At 58.8% G+C, this 15,426-nt stretch carries 12 protein-coding genes; 4 read left to right on the forward strand and 8 right to left on the reverse strand.

All coding sequences use genetic code 11. The features are described 5' to 3' along the window. Positions 1 to 257 precede the first annotated feature (257 nt). Positions 258 to 5,036, forward strand: a complete 4,779-nt coding sequence (locus ACQUQU_RS01415; RefSeq protein WP_430461461.1) for a hypothetical protein — start codon at positions 258 to 260, stop codon at positions 5,034 to 5,036. Between the two features lie 11 nt (positions 5,037 to 5,047). Further along, positions 5,048 to 5,287 (forward strand): hypothetical protein, encoded by a 240-nt coding sequence (locus ACQUQU_RS01420; RefSeq protein WP_430461462.1) that lies wholly within the window; start codon positions 5,048 to 5,050, stop codon positions 5,285 to 5,287. Between the two features lie 147 nt (positions 5,288 to 5,434). On the opposite strand, the gene ACQUQU_RS01425 is transcribed toward ACQUQU_RS01420, so the two are convergent. From ACQUQU_RS01425 to ACQUQU_RS01440, 4 genes are all read right to left on the reverse strand, one after another. Next, entirely contained in the window at positions 5,435 to 5,878 is a 444-nt protein-coding gene (locus ACQUQU_RS01425) for an MAPEG family protein (protein ID WP_430461463.1), read from the reverse strand. A gap of 691 nt (positions 5,879 to 6,569) precedes the next feature. After that, positions 6,570 to 7,631, reverse strand: a complete 1,062-nt coding sequence (locus tag ACQUQU_RS01430; RefSeq protein WP_430461464.1) for a zinc-binding dehydrogenase — start codon at positions 7,629 to 7,631, stop codon at positions 6,570 to 6,572. A gap of 15 nt (positions 7,632 to 7,646) precedes the next feature. Continuing rightward, on the reverse strand, positions 7,647 to 8,150 hold the full coding sequence (locus tag ACQUQU_RS01435) for a 2,4'-dihydroxyacetophenone dioxygenase family protein (RefSeq protein WP_430461465.1): 504 nt from the start codon (positions 8,148 to 8,150) through the stop codon (positions 7,647 to 7,649). Positions 8,151 to 8,245: 95 nt separating this feature from the next. Further along, positions 8,246 to 9,007, reverse strand: coding sequence for an SDR family NAD(P)-dependent oxidoreductase (locus tag ACQUQU_RS01440; RefSeq protein ID WP_430461466.1), 762 nt, complete (start codon positions 9,005 to 9,007; stop codon positions 8,246 to 8,248). Between the two features lie 164 nt (positions 9,008 to 9,171). Between ACQUQU_RS01440 and ACQUQU_RS01445 the strand changes: the two genes are divergently transcribed. Both ACQUQU_RS01445 and ACQUQU_RS01450 read left to right on the forward strand, forming a co-directional pair. Then, positions 9,172 to 10,203 (forward strand): AraC family transcriptional regulator ligand-binding domain-containing protein, encoded by a 1,032-nt coding sequence (locus ACQUQU_RS01445; protein ID WP_430461467.1) that lies wholly within the window; start codon positions 9,172 to 9,174, stop codon positions 10,201 to 10,203. 58 nt (positions 10,204 to 10,261) lie between these two features. Continuing rightward, complete coding sequence (locus ACQUQU_RS01450) at positions 10,262 to 10,744, forward strand: hypothetical protein (protein ID WP_430461468.1); 483 nt, start codon at positions 10,262 to 10,264, stop codon at positions 10,742 to 10,744. Between the two features lie 105 nt (positions 10,745 to 10,849). Here ACQUQU_RS01450 and ACQUQU_RS01455 read toward each other — a convergent pair whose 3' ends face one another. The 4 genes from ACQUQU_RS01455 to ACQUQU_RS01470 form a co-directional block, all read right to left on the reverse strand. Then, entirely contained in the window at positions 10,850 to 11,437 is a 588-nt protein-coding gene (locus ACQUQU_RS01455) for a nucleotidyltransferase family protein (RefSeq protein ID WP_430461469.1), read from the reverse strand. Between the two features lie 83 nt (positions 11,438 to 11,520). Further along, on the reverse strand, positions 11,521 to 12,486 hold the full coding sequence (locus ACQUQU_RS01460) for an XdhC family protein (RefSeq protein ID WP_430461470.1): 966 nt from the start codon (positions 12,484 to 12,486) through the stop codon (positions 11,521 to 11,523). Positions 12,487 to 12,503: 17 nt separating this feature from the next. Then, the gene (locus tag ACQUQU_RS01465; protein ID WP_430461471.1) at positions 12,504 to 14,717 is read right to left on the reverse strand and encodes a molybdopterin cofactor-binding domain-containing protein; all 2,214 of its coding nucleotides are present in this window, start codon (positions 14,715 to 14,717) and stop codon (positions 12,504 to 12,506) included. Further along, positions 14,710 to 15,276 (reverse strand): (2Fe-2S)-binding protein, encoded by a 567-nt coding sequence (locus ACQUQU_RS01470; RefSeq protein WP_430461472.1) that lies wholly within the window; start codon positions 15,274 to 15,276, stop codon positions 14,710 to 14,712. The genes ACQUQU_RS01465 and ACQUQU_RS01470 overlap by 8 nt, the downstream gene beginning before the upstream one ends. Positions 15,277 to 15,426 lie beyond the last annotated feature (150 nt).

Here is a 15,426-nt window from a genome sequence, read left to right on the forward strand (position 1 = left end):
TGAAAGGATGGCATGTGTATGCCACCCCCGTTATTTATTGCGTTGGGGTTTGAAAATACCGCAACCGGCGCTTTATTCCCATGCCCGGATCAGGCTTATTCGTAGTATGCCATGGGTCTGCTAATACGGATTAAGATGACTTTTTTGCACACCTGCGTTATTTGACCCGTTTATCCTCTCATGGCATTAACCGTCGATGTTATTTACCAATGGCTTGGCTTACTATTCGCCGCATATCTGTAACGACGGAACGCCTTATGAAACGCGCAATGACTTCCCTTATCCGGCTGGCAGGGTTGGGTGTTTTTCTGCTTGCCGGTCAGGTTCAGGCCGCCTCTATTACTTCTTATTCATTGAGTAATACGCTTTCCAGCACACCGGTTTCTGCCGGCGCCACGATTGGCAGCGATCAGCGTATTTTTACTCAGGCGATTAACCCGGCGGTTCCGGGGTTTGTGGTGGAAAACGGCAGCGGCCAGTGGGCTTACCCGAGCAGCGATGGCAATGCCACCAGTAACGTCGTGGTCAGTGCCATTCAGATCAATGGCGCACCGGCACTGCTCGGTATCCCCGGCGAGGTGGGGTCGTTTACGATCGGCGCAGGCAACGTTATTGATGACCTGATTACCGCGCGCTACTACTACCGCCCGGCTATTTTTCTGCAAGTGCGCGACCCCGCGCTCAGCGCCGGTGTGTCTGTGGTGCCCGTGGCCCCGTTAATGGCCTGGAGCAAATTCAAGTTTGCGGTGCAGGTTGCCCCGGGCTTTGAAAGTGCCGATCTGGAAGGCGTTACGGTCGATTATTTTGTCGCCGAAGAAGGCTGGCACCGTTTAGTCGACGACCGCGTATTGCTGGTGTCGTCCGCCGAACTGAAGGATGTCACCTCAGGTGGCACATTCGCTGGCAGAAGTTTTGAGCTGGGCGCCAGTTTTACTGACGCCACCACCGTAGTGCAGCTGCAACGGCCGATGCTGAAGCGCTGGACCAAGGGGGAATACAACGGCCTGCAGGATAACCCCTACATGGGCGCCACGCTGGTCAGCGGTTCCGGTGACTTCAGCAGCCTGCATCTGAAAATGATGCGCGACGCCGATACTGAAAGTTCTACCAGCGATACCTTCGCCGGCCGTGTTGGTTTTATGGTGCTGGGCAATGTGAGCCGCATGGATAAAGACATGCAGCGCAAAGAGGTCAGTGAATCTATCCGCAATGGCGGGCCGTTAAGGGCCGATCTGAGTTATTTCAGCAACCGTTACCACAGTGCCGCCACCAGTCCGCTGCTGAACCAATCTGCCTGCGGCGAAGACGACGACATGGGCTATTCCTGTGTGTTTGCTACCCCGCCGGTGGATGCCTTCAGCCGCGGTATTTTTAATACGCCCCGCCTGCCCTACGTGGACGCCGATTACGAGCCGCTGCAATTGGTACGCGGTTACCGGATCGATTGGGAAGACAACGAGTGGGGCTGGGAAAGCGCCCCGTCGTTCAGTCATTGGCGGGGCGCGGTGGAAAACGCCTTATTTGGCGAGTACACGCCGCAAAACCACTACCGTCAGGATCAGGGGGAGTGTAGCGACTGTCCTATTCTGGGTTCACTGGCCCGCATGCATCCTAAAATGCATGTCGATCGCGGTTGGGATGTTCTTTTCCTGACCACTGACTGGTGGCTGTGGCTCACCGTCAATTATTACGATACCTGCCTGTTTGATGGCGTATCCACCGCCTGTACCGACTTTGCTGTATCCGATCCGACCATACTCGGTAGCGACAGTCTTAACTGGTTTGCCTGGCACAGCACGGCTGATCGTTGGGATGATGGCCTCATTGCTTATATCGGTGTGCAGTACTCGATCGATATGCCACCGGACAGCAGTGTCAGCGCTCAGATATTCGGCAATACGGATTGGGCTGCCGTCAGCAGCCGGGCCTGGCAGCATCGCATTCAGCCGCCCGAGTGGGCCGCTAATAAATTGGCGAGTTATCTCAACTACGACCTCCCCGGCGATCTGTGGTGGGACGGGAACGGCCTGAATTTAGCAGAAGGCCCCGCGTGGCAAATACACGGCACCCAGATAGGGCGGTATGTTACAGAGTTGTACGACGGCACGAACGACCTGTGGTTGACTGAAGAATCGACCTATATCGATTTCCCCACAGTCCCAAGCAGTCGGTTCAACGTACTGCAAGTGGCGCCGCTGACCGGGGTGTTACGGCCTGAAGACTACCTGTTTGCCAATCTGCCCTGGAATATTAAAGCAAGCGACTACCGCTGGGTGCGTTCGACCGATGCCAGCGGCACCGACCCCGTGGTGGTGGCGACAGAGCAGTTCGGTTATCAGGCCACGTGGGCAGACCAGGGGCAGTGGCTGGGGCTCTGTGCTACCCGAAATAACGCTGAAATCTGTTCGCAACGCTTCAAAGTCTCCATGGCACCGGTGGCCAGTAACGTTGTGATTGTATCGTCGCAACCTGTGCCCATCAGCGAAACCGCGCTTGGCAGCAGTTATGACTTCTACGACCCCTATGGCAAGCAACCGGTCAGTACCTATCAATGGCAGAGCCGCATCAATAATGGCAGCTGGGTGGACATCAGCGGCGCCACTGAAAACACCTTTGATGGTGCGATGGATGCGGGCACGGATATCCGTTTCTGTGTCACACCCGCCACCGTGGATGTGACCGGCGAAACCGTGTGCTCCGCTCATCTCACCTATGACGCCGACTTCGACGGTGACGGCGTTGCCGATAGTCAGGATTGGGATGACGACGGTGATCTGAAAGCGGATGGCGACGACGCCTTCCCTTACGACCCGGACGAATGGCTGGACACCGACGGCGACGGTATTGGCAATAACGCCGATACCGACGACGATGGCGACGGCCTGAGCGATGAAGAAGAACTGACCGCGGGCGCAGACGGTTTTATCACCGACCCACTCAATGACAATACCGACGGTGACGGTTTCCTCGACGGCGAAGACCCCAGCCCGACCGATGAACTGAACCGCGACTGGGCCGACACCGATGGCGACGGCACCCACGATGATGATGACGATGACATCGACGGCGACGGCGTTGTTAACGCCAACGACGAAGCCCCGTTTGTGGCCTGTACCAGCACCGCCATTACCGTTACCAACAACGCCGATAGTGGCCCCGGCACCCTGCGTGAAGCCATGGCCAATCTGTGCGCCAACGATCAGTTCTCCGACCTGAACGTGATCGACTTTGCCGAAGCCATGACCATCACGCTGGAAAGCCCGTTAATCGTCACCAAAGGCATGAAGATCAACGGCGACCGCAAAGTGACCATCAATGGCAACAACGCCACCGAACTTTTCACCGTGGGGATGCCGCAGTACCTGCCCGGCACCCAGTTTCTGCATTTGTCGGGCCTGACGCTGACCGGCGGTTACGTTCCTGGTAGCGACCAGATTCCCGACAGTCTCGGTTGGGCCGGATACGGCTCGGTGGTCAATACCGTCAATGGCCGCTGGACCTTGATTCAATTCTCGCTGATCGCCGACAACCAGGCGCCGGCGCTGGGCTCGGAATACGGCAGTTACACGCTGGAAAATAGTGTGCTGGCGCGCACCTACGGTGATAACCCGGCGGTGGATGTGGTGAACGGCACCCTGCAGCTGTTCACCACGACGCTGGTGGACCATGAAGGCGGTTCGCTGCGCGTCAGCGGCGACGGTAGCGCAGATCTCTACAACAGCCTGATTCTGAATGGTACCAACGGCACGGCCAGCTGTGACGTCAGCAACTGGAGCCGGCAGTCTTTCAGCTGGGTAGAAGGCAGTGCCTGCGGCGTCACCTCGGCGGGCACCGTTGTACTTGCTGACCCTGACAATAACGACTTCCGCCCGATACCCGGCAGCGCCAACATCGATGCCGGTGAAGGCGGCGACCCCGACGGCCACACCGTCGATTTCCTGGGTAATGTGCGCATCAACGGCATCTTCAACCCGGAGAACCCGGCAGGGCCGCAGTATAAAGAACTCGATATGGGCGCCATCGAATACGATCCTTTTGGTGATTTCGACGGCGACGGCGTAGACGATGCGGACGATGCCTTCCCGAACGACGCCAGCGAAACCGCCGACAGCGACAACGACGGTGTGGGCGACAACGCCGACGCGTTCCCGGCCGATCCGGATGAATGGGCAGACAGCGACAGCGATGGCGTGGGCGACAACAGCGACGCCTTCCCGAACGACCGCAACGAAACCACCGACTCGGATCACGATGGCGTGGGTGATAACAGCGACGCCTTCCCGAACGACCCGGATGAAACCCTGGACACGGATGACGATGGCATCGGCAATAACGCCGATACCGACGATGACGCCGACGGCGTTGCCGACAGCAGCGATGCCTTCCCGTTAGACGCATCGGAATCCCTTGATACCGACACCGATGGCATTGGTAATAACGCCGATACCGACGACGATGGCGACGGTGTGGCCGACGTTCTGGATGCCTTCCCGCTGGATGCAACGGAATCGGTCGATACCGACGGTGATGGCATCGGTAACAACGCCGACAGCGACGACGATGCCGATGGCGTTGACGATGGCAGTGACGCTTTCCCGTTGGACGACAGTGAATGGCTGGACAGTGACCTCGACGGCATTGGTGACAACGCCGACACCGATGATAACGACAACGGCATTTCTGATGCGCAGGAACAGATCAGTCTGGCGAACCCTTCGGACGGAAATTCCCAGAGTCATGCCTTTACCAGTGGTGACGGTGAGCAGGTGGTACTGGCTTTCAGTGTCAGCAGCAGCGAAGCCGGCAATGAATTGCGCTCGTTTACGCTGACCGCTGGCGGCACTGCGGACCCGGAAGGCGACATCGAGATGGTGCGTCTGTACCGCGATGATAACGGCGATGGCGTAGCCGACGCCGGGGAGCTGGTGGAGGATGTCAGTCTGGAAATCAGTGATAACCAGATGACGTTCACGCTGACCGAGGCCTATGCCTTGCCGGTCGGTGACATCCAATTCCTGATCACCTACCAATTCTGAGGAGAGCGACCATGATGATGAATATTAAGGTACTGATTGGTGGTTTCTTCCTGGCTTTTCTGTTGTCGGGCTGCGGCGGTTCCGGTGGTTCGGGCGGCGGTAAAGACGATACCTCGGATGATAAAAAGACATTTACGCTCAGCCTGACCAGCGTTGAAGTTGCCAAAATGTCGGACGGTGTCGCCGTGACCCTTAAGCCCAGCGGCATCAGCAGCAGCGGTACTATTACCCTGCTGTCGGATTTGCAGTAACGTCAGTTCGGTAGCAGCTGACCGGCGCGGATGGCCAGCACCTTGTGTGCTGGCGATTTGCCGGTCCGGTGCGCAGGGTGTGGATTTTAATGGCGGAAAATCCGCTTGCGCGCATGCACGAGCGAAGCGGGAAAACGGAACTACCTGTTATGCGGCGCTTTGCGCTGTTAAAAATGCGGCGACCGCTATGTAAATCAGCCCCAGCAATGGAATGTTTGACAATACAAACACCAGGAACCTGAATTCAATTTTATTGATCAGCGCTTGTATCAGGCTGTGAATAACGCGCAAAAACACATAGCCCCAGGCCAGGAATAACGCCGCTTGCGAGTTCACGTTTAACAGAACCAAAGCAACAACCAGCGCATAAAATAGGGTTGGTTGCTCCAGCAGATGATTGTAATTATCGGCTTTCCACCGGACCCGGGCCGGAAGCGCCGACATCTGCTGGCCACTCGGTGCGTTCGGGTCTGGTTTAATACCCGCTGCGCGTATAGCAGGAAGCCTTGTGGCATACATCCACAGCCACATCACCATAGTCCACAGAATCAGTGCCAGTACTGGGCCAAGAAGTTGAATTGCCGGCGACATAGAGTACTCCATCATTTTATCGTTATTTTAAAAATCGCTGCACAGCGCTGCGCACTTGGGTGAGCGAAGCGAGTGTTGGTTGAAAGCGCGCTTTTTGTCGGTATCGGATTTCACCTGCTTCCATCGGAATCGTAACGCGATTGAGCTGATGTGATTCAGCCGGTTTCACCCAATACTCGGATCACAAAGCTTCAATTAATTTCAGGTATTCAGACGCTTTTTTTTGCAGTAAAAGAGCGCTTATAACCCACATATGTCTTCCGGAAAAAGTGCACAGCGGTTAACTCAAAGCGCTTATGAACATCCCTTTTTAAACTCCCTTATTTAGCTGTGGGGGAGGTTATTGATTCTTTTGACGTTTACGTTACTCCCGCCCGGCATAACGGGCAAGCACGATTACAATGCGTTGGTTTGAGGTGGGTTCTACGGCGGTTTGAGTTGTGCGCTACGGCCTTTTCCCGTGCGCTGACGTTCAAGAGCTGGCGCTCAGGCGTTTGCGGTTTACGGAGGCAGCGGTGGATGCGCATTCGCGCCGGGTAGGAAGGCAAAGTGAAGCTGCTGGCAAAGTGGAGCCGGCAGGTAACGATCAAAGGCCAGAAACACGGCGCAGCTTCTGCCGGCCTGTGTTTCTGGTGAGGGGCGGTGCCCTGTTAACGCCTGTAGCGGATAGGGCGGTTAACAGGGCGTTCGATCAGACGATCATTTCCAGTGCACCGCTGCGCCAGGGTTCAATCACAATTTTGATGTGACTGTTCGGGCGCATAAGCAGGCGGAAGGTGTCGCTGGCGCCGTCGATACCGACGCGCCCTGTGAGCAGCTTGCGCCAGTCGATGTCGCCATCGGCGATGGCCTGCAGGCATTCGGCAAATTCTTCCGGCTGGTAGTAGTACGAGAAACGGATATCCATTTCTTTTACCGTGGCGTACGCGTAATTAATGCTCGACGTGGCGGTGTGCACCCCGGTAATCACCAGAGTTGAATGCGCCGGCGCGCGGCGGATAAATCCGTCAATCAGGCTGTGCACGCCCACGCATTCAAAGATCACCACCCGCCGTCCACCGGCCAGTCCGGCGGCCACGGCTATTTCGTCGAGGCGGGTCGGGTTAACCACGTTGCTGGCGCCCATGTCACTGGCGGTTTTTAATTTCGCATCGTGCAGGTCGGCGGCGACAATGTCGTGCACGCCCTGACGTTTCAGCGCGGCGATCACCGCCAGACCAATCGGTCCGCAGCCCACAACCAATGCAACGTCGTGAATACCGATGGCGCTGCGGTTAACCGCGTGCAGGCCCACGGCCAGCGGTTCCGCCAGTGCGGCGGCTTCGTTCGGTACGTTGTCGGGTACTGGCAGCAGCAGGGCTTCGTCGACAATAAAATATTCGCTGTAGGCGCCGGTTAAACCCGGCGTCACGCCAATACCGGCACCGTGCTCGCTGAGCAGAATCGGTACAGAGGTCACGCGTGAACCTACGGGTAATTGTTTGCGGGTTTCCGGGCCGTAACTGACAATTTCGGCGCAGAATTCATGACCCAGCATCAGCGGCGTGGAGTCGTCCAGTGACGGCGGCATCACGCCCAGCTTGCGGTACAGGTCGAACACTTCGCCGGTGTGGCGGGTCAGGTGCAGGTCGGAACCGCAAATACCGCACGCCAGACTGCGCACCAGTACCTGCCCGGCCATGGGCTCAGGCACGGCAGCCTGCGTCAGCGTCAGTTCACCGTTCTGCATAATCAGGGCATTCATTGTGGCCATGATGGGTCTCCTGCGTTATTCCGCGCTGTAGGTGGCCAGACCACCCGGTTTGATGTAACGCGCGTTAATGCCCTGCGCTTTGGCAGCCTGAATAATCATCTGCTCGATCCAGCCGGCGTCCATGATGTTGACGAAATTACCGTCGGCATCGAAATTAATATTCGCGCCTTCAATCACCATAAAACCATCGGCACCTTCGGAATCGGCCGGGCAGTGGAAGGTATGAATGGAACCGCCCGGTTCATACAGATAACTGCCGGCGGTTTGTGGCTGGTCCGGGTATTCCAGATAATTCCAGCGGCCACTCAGGGTGTAGAAGTGCACCACGCCGGTGTGAAAATGTTTGGGCAGAGTAAGGCCCGGCTGGAATTTCGCGCGGATCACCCACACGCCATTTTCCGGATCCAGAAACAGCGGATACACATCCACACCCGGCAGGGCATTTTTAATCAGTTTTTCGCTGTTGGTGTTCAGGGTCAGCAGCAGATCCTGATGATTGATTACGTCGGGTAACGCCATGATTAGTACCTCGTTTGTGTTTATTTTTGTCGTCTTGCGGTGGTAAAGGGGTAACGCTTTAAAGCCTGTATTCCGGTTAAACAGGAACGCCGGGTTTATCCCAGCAAAGGGTATTTAAAATTCTCGAAACCGTCGGACGCCGACACGGTAACGCCGTTAATGCAGTTGGCGTCGTCGCTGACCAGAAAGGCCACCACGCGGGCAATTTCATCGGGCTGGGTGAAGGTCTGGCGCATCTGTTCTTTGCGGATGTGATCCCAAAGCCCCAACGCTTCGTACTGGCGCAGCATGGGCGTGTCGACCCGTCCGGGGGCAATGGCGCAGACGCGGATACCCAGCGGTGCCAGTTCCAGCGCCGCGCACTTGGTCATCATGTCGACCGCGGCTTTGCTGACGTTGTAGGAGAAGGTCATTTCGGCGGCCATCTGCGCGTACACCGACGAGGTATTCAGAATCACGCCGCCACTGGCCTGGGCGCTGAACTGACGGCCGGCGGCCAGAATGCCGAAATACACGCCGTGCTGATTCACCTGCGTGATGCGGTCGAAATCCGTGGCCGGGTCGTGTTCCAGCAGGGGTTTGGCAACGCCGATGCCGGCGTTGTTGATCATGATGTCGAGGCGTCCGAAATACCGCGCCGCACTGCGCACGGCTTCCTCCACCTGCTGGTACTGAGTGACATCCGCCGCGATGCGCAGCAGCTGTTCGGGGTCTTGCTGGCTGTAAACGGCCAGTGCGTCGGCTGACACATCAACGGCGGCCACCTGCGCGCCTTCGGCCAGCAGCGTGTTGACGATGGCCTGACCAATGCCGCCGGCGGCACCGGTGACCAGTGCGGTTTTACCCTGTAAGCGCATACGCCCTCCTGTTTGTTTTTATCTGTGGGCAGATTTCACTCTAGGGTGAGAAGGGCGGTTAAACTTGATATTCTGCGAGCATAACTTGATGTTTTGCGAGTATTAGGCGGCGTACGGCTTTGCGGCTGGCGCCGGCCTGTTCTGATCCGTAAGCGAGGAAAAGCATGTTTCTGGTACGCAGCGGCGCCGCCGCGCAGTTTGAACCTCTGGTGCGCGAGCTGGGCCACAACCCGGTTGCCATGATGCGCCGTGCGGGTTTGTATCAGGCGCAGTTCCGCGACCCCAATACCTACATTGCCTACGACCGGCTGGCGCACCTGCTGGAAGACGCGGCGGCTACCTGTGGCCAGCCCTTGTTTGGTCTGATGCTGGCTCAGCGCCAGAGCTTGAGCGCACTTGGCGATCTGCCCATGCTGGTGGCCCGCGCCGCGACCGTGGCTGAAGCGCTGGAGCGGGTGAATCAGTATCTGTATCTGCATGCGTCCGGGGTGACGGTGCAGGTCGAGCCACAAGGTGAGCAGGTACGTCTGGCACTGAGCCTGCAGCTGCCGTCGGGCATGGGCCTGAATCAGATTCTGCAGATGAGCGTGGCGCAGCTGGCGCGGTTCATCGCCGGGCTGCTGAACGTCAGCGTCAGCCAGATTGCGCTGCATCTGCGCCAGAGCTGGACCAGCCCGGGCACGCCCGAGCAGTATCCGGGGGCGGGCGCGCCATTGAAATTTCAGCAGGCGTTCGACGGAGTGCTGATCCGCGCGCAGCAATTACACAGCCGCAACCATCAGGACGAAGACGCATTAAACGCCCACCTGCAGGCGCATCTGCAGTATCTGCAAAGCCGCTATCCGGGCAATCTGGGGGATCAGGCAAAAGATGTGATCGGACGGCTGCTGCCCACCGGCGAATGCAGCACCGCCCGCGTAGCCGCCGCTCTGGGTATGCACGAACGCACCCTGCAGACGCGCCTGCAACAGCAGCACACCAGCTACCGTCAGTTATTACAGGAAGTGCGCCAGAGCGTGGCCGAGCAACAATTGCTGTACGGCCAACAGAGCATTACCGAACTGGCGCTGCAGCTGGGCTATGCCGAGGTGGCGGTGTTCAGCCGGCATTTCCGCCAGTGGACTGGCCACTCGCCGCGTCAGTGGCAGCAAGAGGCGCATCGTTCGCTGCAGGCGAATTCCGGGCAGAAGCCATAACAATCGTTAATTAGTCATCGCTTTTTAATGAAAGATTGTCTACAGGTAAGGGTGTTGTATGAGTGATGTTGGTGGTGATAAAAAATTGTTTGGTGTTGTCGGAATCTACAATTCGATGACCCTGAGTGTTCTGGTGTTCCTCCTCGCCTCAATATTTCTTTGCTTGTTTTCACCGGAGTTTCTGCATGGTCTGATGCCAACCAAAATTAATCGGTTGGTTCTTGCTCATTCAGGCTACGCAAAGCTGCAGATCTCCGCTTTTTTTGGCGCTATCCTGTCAACCATCCTTATGGCACCTTACCTTCTGGTCAGGTCGAGTAGAAATCGAATCAGGTATTTAAAGTACCTTTCTGCGAATTCTAATATTAGTTTTATGGGATTCTTCTTATGTTTGATAATTGGGATTAATCAATGTGTGCTTTTTGATGGAGGGACGTGGTTTGGGCGTTTTGTAGTTGAAAGCCCGGTTGATTATTTTATTTTTATAGTGTTCCCGATATTGCTTTATCAGTTACTGTTCCGTTATTTCTTCAGTAAATGAATAGCTTCTTGCAAAAGAGTTGGTATGCCGGCTGGTCAACTATAGCGCTGACTAAGAAGCTGATTCGGATACCAGGCGGATCAGCTCTCAAGAGCGCCGTACATCTTAACAATCCTCTGGCCGGTCAATGTCCTGCACTATGCCTTCGTCGTGGCAGAGCAATTCGGCGACGTCGCTGGCGTGGTGTTTCAGCAGCTCACGTGCGCCCTGATCGCCGCTGCATTGCAGCAGTTCAAAGGCGCAGGTTTTATCGAACCCCACCGGATGGCCGGGCTGACGTTTGTTGGTGACCGGGTTGTGCAGAACCGGGCGCACGATGCGGTGCTGGTTCAGGGCGTCGGCCACGGCGCGGTAGGTGCCGGGCTGAATAAAGGGCATATCGGCCAGCGCAATCAGCCAGCCGTCCCAGTGCTGGGTGGCGTGTACACCGGCGGCCAGACTGTGGCCCATGCCTTTGTGGGCTTCGGGGCAGGCAATCCAGTCGACACCAATGGCGTCGAGTTCCTGTTCCCACTGCAGATCGCCGCTGCGCAGCACCACGATAAACGGCAAGCCACTGGCGCGCACGGCCCGCAGGGTCGCCAGCAGCATAGGCTCATGGCCTTGTTTGCCCGGCACTGCGGCCAGGCGCTTATCGTGGCCGTAGCGCTCACCGCTGCCTGCGGCCAGCACCACTACTCCGGTCTGCTTCATTGGCTTACTTGTTTGCCTCGTGGGTTGAATACAGGCGATTTGTTGTTTTCAGGCCAGAAATGACCATAGCACGCACGCGGGGCTCAGACTACCCGGCGCTCGGCGAGCAGATGGGCGAGCACAGACACCGCAATTTCGTAGGGGGTTTTGCTGCCGATATCGAGGCCAACCGGGGCATGTAAGCGCGCCAGCGCCTGAGGAGTAACGCCCAGTTCGTGCAGACGGGCGCGGCGGCTGGCCGAGGTGCTCAGTGCGCCCATGGCGCCGATGTAATAGGCCTCTGTCTCCAGCGCTTCGAGCATGGCGATGTCGTCCAGACGCGGGTCGTGGGCAAGGGCCACCACGGCGCTGTGGCGGTCGTAAAAACGTTCGCGGATCAGGGCATCGGGCAGCCCAGGTACTATGTCGGCACCGCTGGCCGCGAAGCCCTGCAGATAATCGTCGCGGTGGTCGCAGACGGTCACGGCAAAACCCGCCGGCTGTGCCAGCAGCGCCAGCTGACGCGCTACTTCGCCGGCACCGACCAGCAGCAGTTGCCACTGCGGGCGGTATTCGTGCTGCAGAAGGCAGTGGTTTGCGTCGGGTTTGCTGGCTTGTGTGTTCTCTGTTGCGGCAGGCACACGGCTCAGTGCCGTGCCGTCAGTAAACACGCGGCGGGTAAAGCCCGCGCGTTCTTCAAGCCAGCCGAGCATGCGTTGCAACTGCGGTGCGTCGGCGCTGCCCAGCCGTTCAAGGACAATATCCAGATGCCCGCCGCAGGGCAGTTTGTAGCGTGCCTGTTCGTCGGCATTGGCACCGAAACGCAGACGCTGGGGAAAAGGGCCCGGCACCTTACCGGCGCGCAGGCGGTGGATCAGATCTTCTTCGATGCAGCCGCCCGACAGCGAACCGGCCATGCCGTAGTCGGGTGACCAGGCCCACAGCGAGCCCACCGGGCGCGGGCTGCTGCCGTAGGTTGCCGCTACCGTCGCCAGCCATACCCCACCGCTGCCTTTAATCGCAGCGAGGGCATGGTTGAGTACATGGCGGGTTTCACAGGCGCTGTGCATCGTGACTTCCTTCCGGCTCAGGCCAGCTTCAGCGGCAACGCCCGCAGACGCTGACCACTGGCGGCAAATACCGCGTTGCCCACCGCCGCGGCCAGTGGCGGAACGCCGGGCTCGCCGACGCCGGTCGGGCTGTCGCCGTTATCCACAATGGCCACCTCAATGGCCGGGGTTTCCGGCAGACGGGCCAGCGCGTAATCGTGGAAGTTGCTCTGCTGCACCGCGCCTTTGTCGAGGGTGATCTCGCCGTACAGGGCAGCGGTTAGGGCGAAGATAATGCCGCCTTCCATCTGCGCGACCACGGTGTCCGGGTTCACCACCTGACCACAGTCAACGGCGCACACCACGCGTTTCACGCGCAGTGACTGACCACTTACTTCCACATCGGCAATCTGGGCGACCCAGGTGCCGAAGCTCTTGTGCACGGCCACGCCCTGCGCGCAGCCCGGCAGCGGCTTGCCCCACGCCATGTCGCGCACCTTGCTCAGTACGCCCACGGCGCGCGGGTGAGCACTCAGTAACTGCAGACGATAGGCCAGCGGGTCCTGACCGGCTTTGTGCGCCAGTTCGTCGATAAAACTCTCGGTGACAAAGCCATTGTGCGAATGCCCCACCGAGCGCCAGTAGCCCACCGGCACGCCGGGGTCGCTGGCAATAAAACGCACGTCGATGTTGTTCAGCGCGTACGGCAGCTCGGCGGCGCCTTCGTAACCTGAGCTGTCGTCCGGCGCCAGAATGCCTTCACCCAGCTTGCCGGCTCCGGCCAGCATGGGGAACATAAACTTCGGCATAAACGGGTACTGGGCCGCGGCGGCGTCCGGCACAAACCAGTGCATCACTTTCGGGTGGGCAATGCGGTGCTGCCAGCCGGTGGCCTGACCGTCGGCGTTCAGACTGGCGCTTAAGCGGTGCAGGCTGGCCGGGCGGTAGAAATCGTTGCGTGTGTCGTCTTCGCGGCTCCAGATCAGCTTCACCGGCTGTTGCAGGCGGTCGGCAATAAAGGCGCATTCGGCGACGAAATCCTGCATCAGGCGGCGGCCGAAACCACCGCCGATCCAGGTGGTGTGCACCAGAATATCGTCCACGCTGTAGCGGCTGTGCTTGGCGGCGGCGATGCGTGCCATGCCGGGTGCCTGAGTCGGCGCCCACACTTCCATGCCGTCGGCGTCGGCTTTTACCACGCAGTTCTGCGGTTCCAGAGTGGCGTGGGCCAGATACGGCATGCGGTATTCCACGTTCAGCACAGACGCCGCCGTGGCCGATGCTGCGCTGAAGTCGCCTTCATCGCGCACGGCTTTGCCGTCGTCGTTATCCAGATCGCGGGCGTACTGAGCGAATACCTCGCTGCTTGAGGGCGCGGTTTCCGGTGCCTGCCAGTCGATGCTCAGCAGCTGCTGGGCTTTGCGGGCCTGCCAGTAACTGCGCGCCACCACGGCCACACCATGACGGTTGCCGGCGTCGACGGTGAACACATCGACCACACCAGCCGCTGCCCGGGCGGCGTCGGCATTCAGCTTGCCTACCGTGCCGCCGTAGGCCGGTGCGCGGCTGATGACGGCGTACAGCATGCCGGGCAATTCCACGTCGATGCCGTATTCGGCCTGACCTGTGGCTTTCTGGCGGGCGTCGAGGCGCGGATTGAATTTACCGATGTAACGGTACTGTTCCGGTGCTTTCAGTTTCGGTTCCGTCGGCACCGACAGCTGCGCGGCCAGCGTTGCCAGCTCGCCGTACGTCAGGCCTTTGCCTGCGGCGTTCAGCACCCGGCCGTCGTCGCAGTGCAGCTCGCCGACCGGGGTTTTCATGACTTCGCTGGCGGCCTGTAACAGCATGCTGCGGGCGCTGGCGCCGGCAATGCGGATACGCTGGAAGCTGGTCGCCACGCTGGTAGAGCCGCCGGTGATCTGCAGTTTGTACAAGGGGTTGTTGTAGAAGGAATCGACGCCGGCGAATTCCACCTGCACCCGCGCCGGGTTCACTTCCAGTTCTTCACACAGCAAGGTCAGCAGGCCGGTGTAGGTGCCCTGACCCATCTCCGTGCGGTCGAGGACAAAGGTGATCTGATTATCGGTGTCGATGCGCAGCCAGGCGCTGGCCTGCCATTGTTCGTCCGACACCATGCCTTTGCTGCCGATGTTGGCACAGCCGGGCAGGGCCACGGTCAGCAGCAGGCCACCGGAGCCCAGTGCACTGGCTTTCAGAAAGGCGCGGCGGTTCATGTTCAGCTCAGCCATGATTCACCTCCGCCTGATTGACGCCTGAATTACCTGCCCCGGAATGGTTTTCGCCGGAATGGCTCATACGCACTTCATAAAACGGCGTGGCAGACGCATGGCGTTGCTGCAGTTCGGCGGCGCGGTGAATGGCTTTGCGGATGCGCGGATAGGTACCGCAGCGGCACAGGTTGCCGCTCATGGCGTTGTCGATGTCCTGATCGCTCGGCGCCGGGTTGGCCGCCAGCAGCGCCGTGGCCGACATGATCTGCCCCGACTGACAGTAACCACACTGCGGCACGTTCAGCTCAATCCACGCCTGCTGCACCGGCGTTAATTCGTCGCCCGGCGCCAGACCTTCGATGGTGGTGATGGCCTGCCCGGCCACCGCCGCCAGCGGCATGATGCAGGTGCGGATGGGCTGCCCATTTAAATGCATGGTGCAGGCGCCACACAGGCCGGCACCGCACCCGAATTTGCTGCCCTTAAGGCCGAGAATATCGCGCACCACCCACAGCAGTGGGGTGTCGCCGTCGACTTCCAGCGTGTGAGTCACGCCATTAACGCTGAGGCTGATCATGGTTGAATCCGTTTTTTGTTATGAAGAAATATCCCGTATTACGGGCCGGAGACTGCTTTGCCTTGTTTATAACAGAGCGCAGTCTCCGGCACTTTATTGCGCTTGTGAACGGTATTTCCCGCCAATCGCGTCAGCTGGCCTGAGCGATGC

The sequence above is a fragment of the Thalassolituus sp. LLYu03 genome (assembly GCF_050507655.1).
Lineage (GTDB): Bacteria > Pseudomonadota > Gammaproteobacteria > Pseudomonadales > Oceanobacteraceae > Venatoribacter.

What these genes read in the sequence shown, in the direction of transcription:
- ACQUQU_RS01415 (WP_430461461.1), top strand. Translation starts at nt 258, where the DNA reads ATGAAACGCGCAATGACTTCCCTTATCCGGCTGGCAGGGTTGGGTGTT.
- ACQUQU_RS01425 (WP_430461463.1), bottom strand. Translation starts at nt 5,878, where the DNA reads ATGTCGCCGGCAATTCAACTTCTTGGCCCAGTACTGGCACTGATTCTG.
- ACQUQU_RS01440 (WP_430461466.1), bottom strand. Translation starts at nt 9,007, where the DNA reads ATGCGCTTACAGGGTAAAACCGCACTGGTCACCGGTGCCGCCGGCGGC.
- ACQUQU_RS01445 (WP_430461467.1), top strand. Translation starts at nt 9,172, where the DNA reads ATGTTTCTGGTACGCAGCGGCGCCGCCGCGCAGTTTGAACCTCTGGTG.
- ACQUQU_RS01420 (WP_430461462.1), top strand. Translation starts at nt 5,048, where the DNA reads ATGATGATGAATATTAAGGTACTGATTGGTGGTTTCTTCCTGGCTTTT.
- ACQUQU_RS01465 (WP_430461471.1), bottom strand. Translation starts at nt 14,717, where the DNA reads ATGGCTGAGCTGAACATGAACCGCCGCGCCTTTCTGAAAGCCAGTGCA.
- ACQUQU_RS01455 (WP_430461469.1), bottom strand. Translation starts at nt 11,437, where the DNA reads ATGAAGCAGACCGGAGTAGTGGTGCTGGCCGCAGGCAGCGGTGAGCGC.
- ACQUQU_RS01450 (WP_430461468.1), top strand. Translation starts at nt 10,262, where the DNA reads ATGAGTGATGTTGGTGGTGATAAAAAATTGTTTGGTGTTGTCGGAATC.
- ACQUQU_RS01460 (WP_430461470.1), bottom strand. Translation starts at nt 12,486, where the DNA reads ATGCACAGCGCCTGTGAAACCCGCCATGTACTCAACCATGCCCTCGCT.
- ACQUQU_RS01470 (WP_430461472.1), bottom strand. Translation starts at nt 15,276, where the DNA reads ATGATCAGCCTCAGCGTTAATGGCGTGACTCACACGCTGGAAGTCGAC.
- ACQUQU_RS01435 (WP_430461465.1), bottom strand. Translation starts at nt 8,150, where the DNA reads ATGGCGTTACCCGACGTAATCAATCATCAGGATCTGCTGCTGACCCTG.
- ACQUQU_RS01430 (WP_430461464.1), bottom strand. Translation starts at nt 7,631, where the DNA reads ATGGCCACAATGAATGCCCTGATTATGCAGAACGGTGAACTGACGCTG.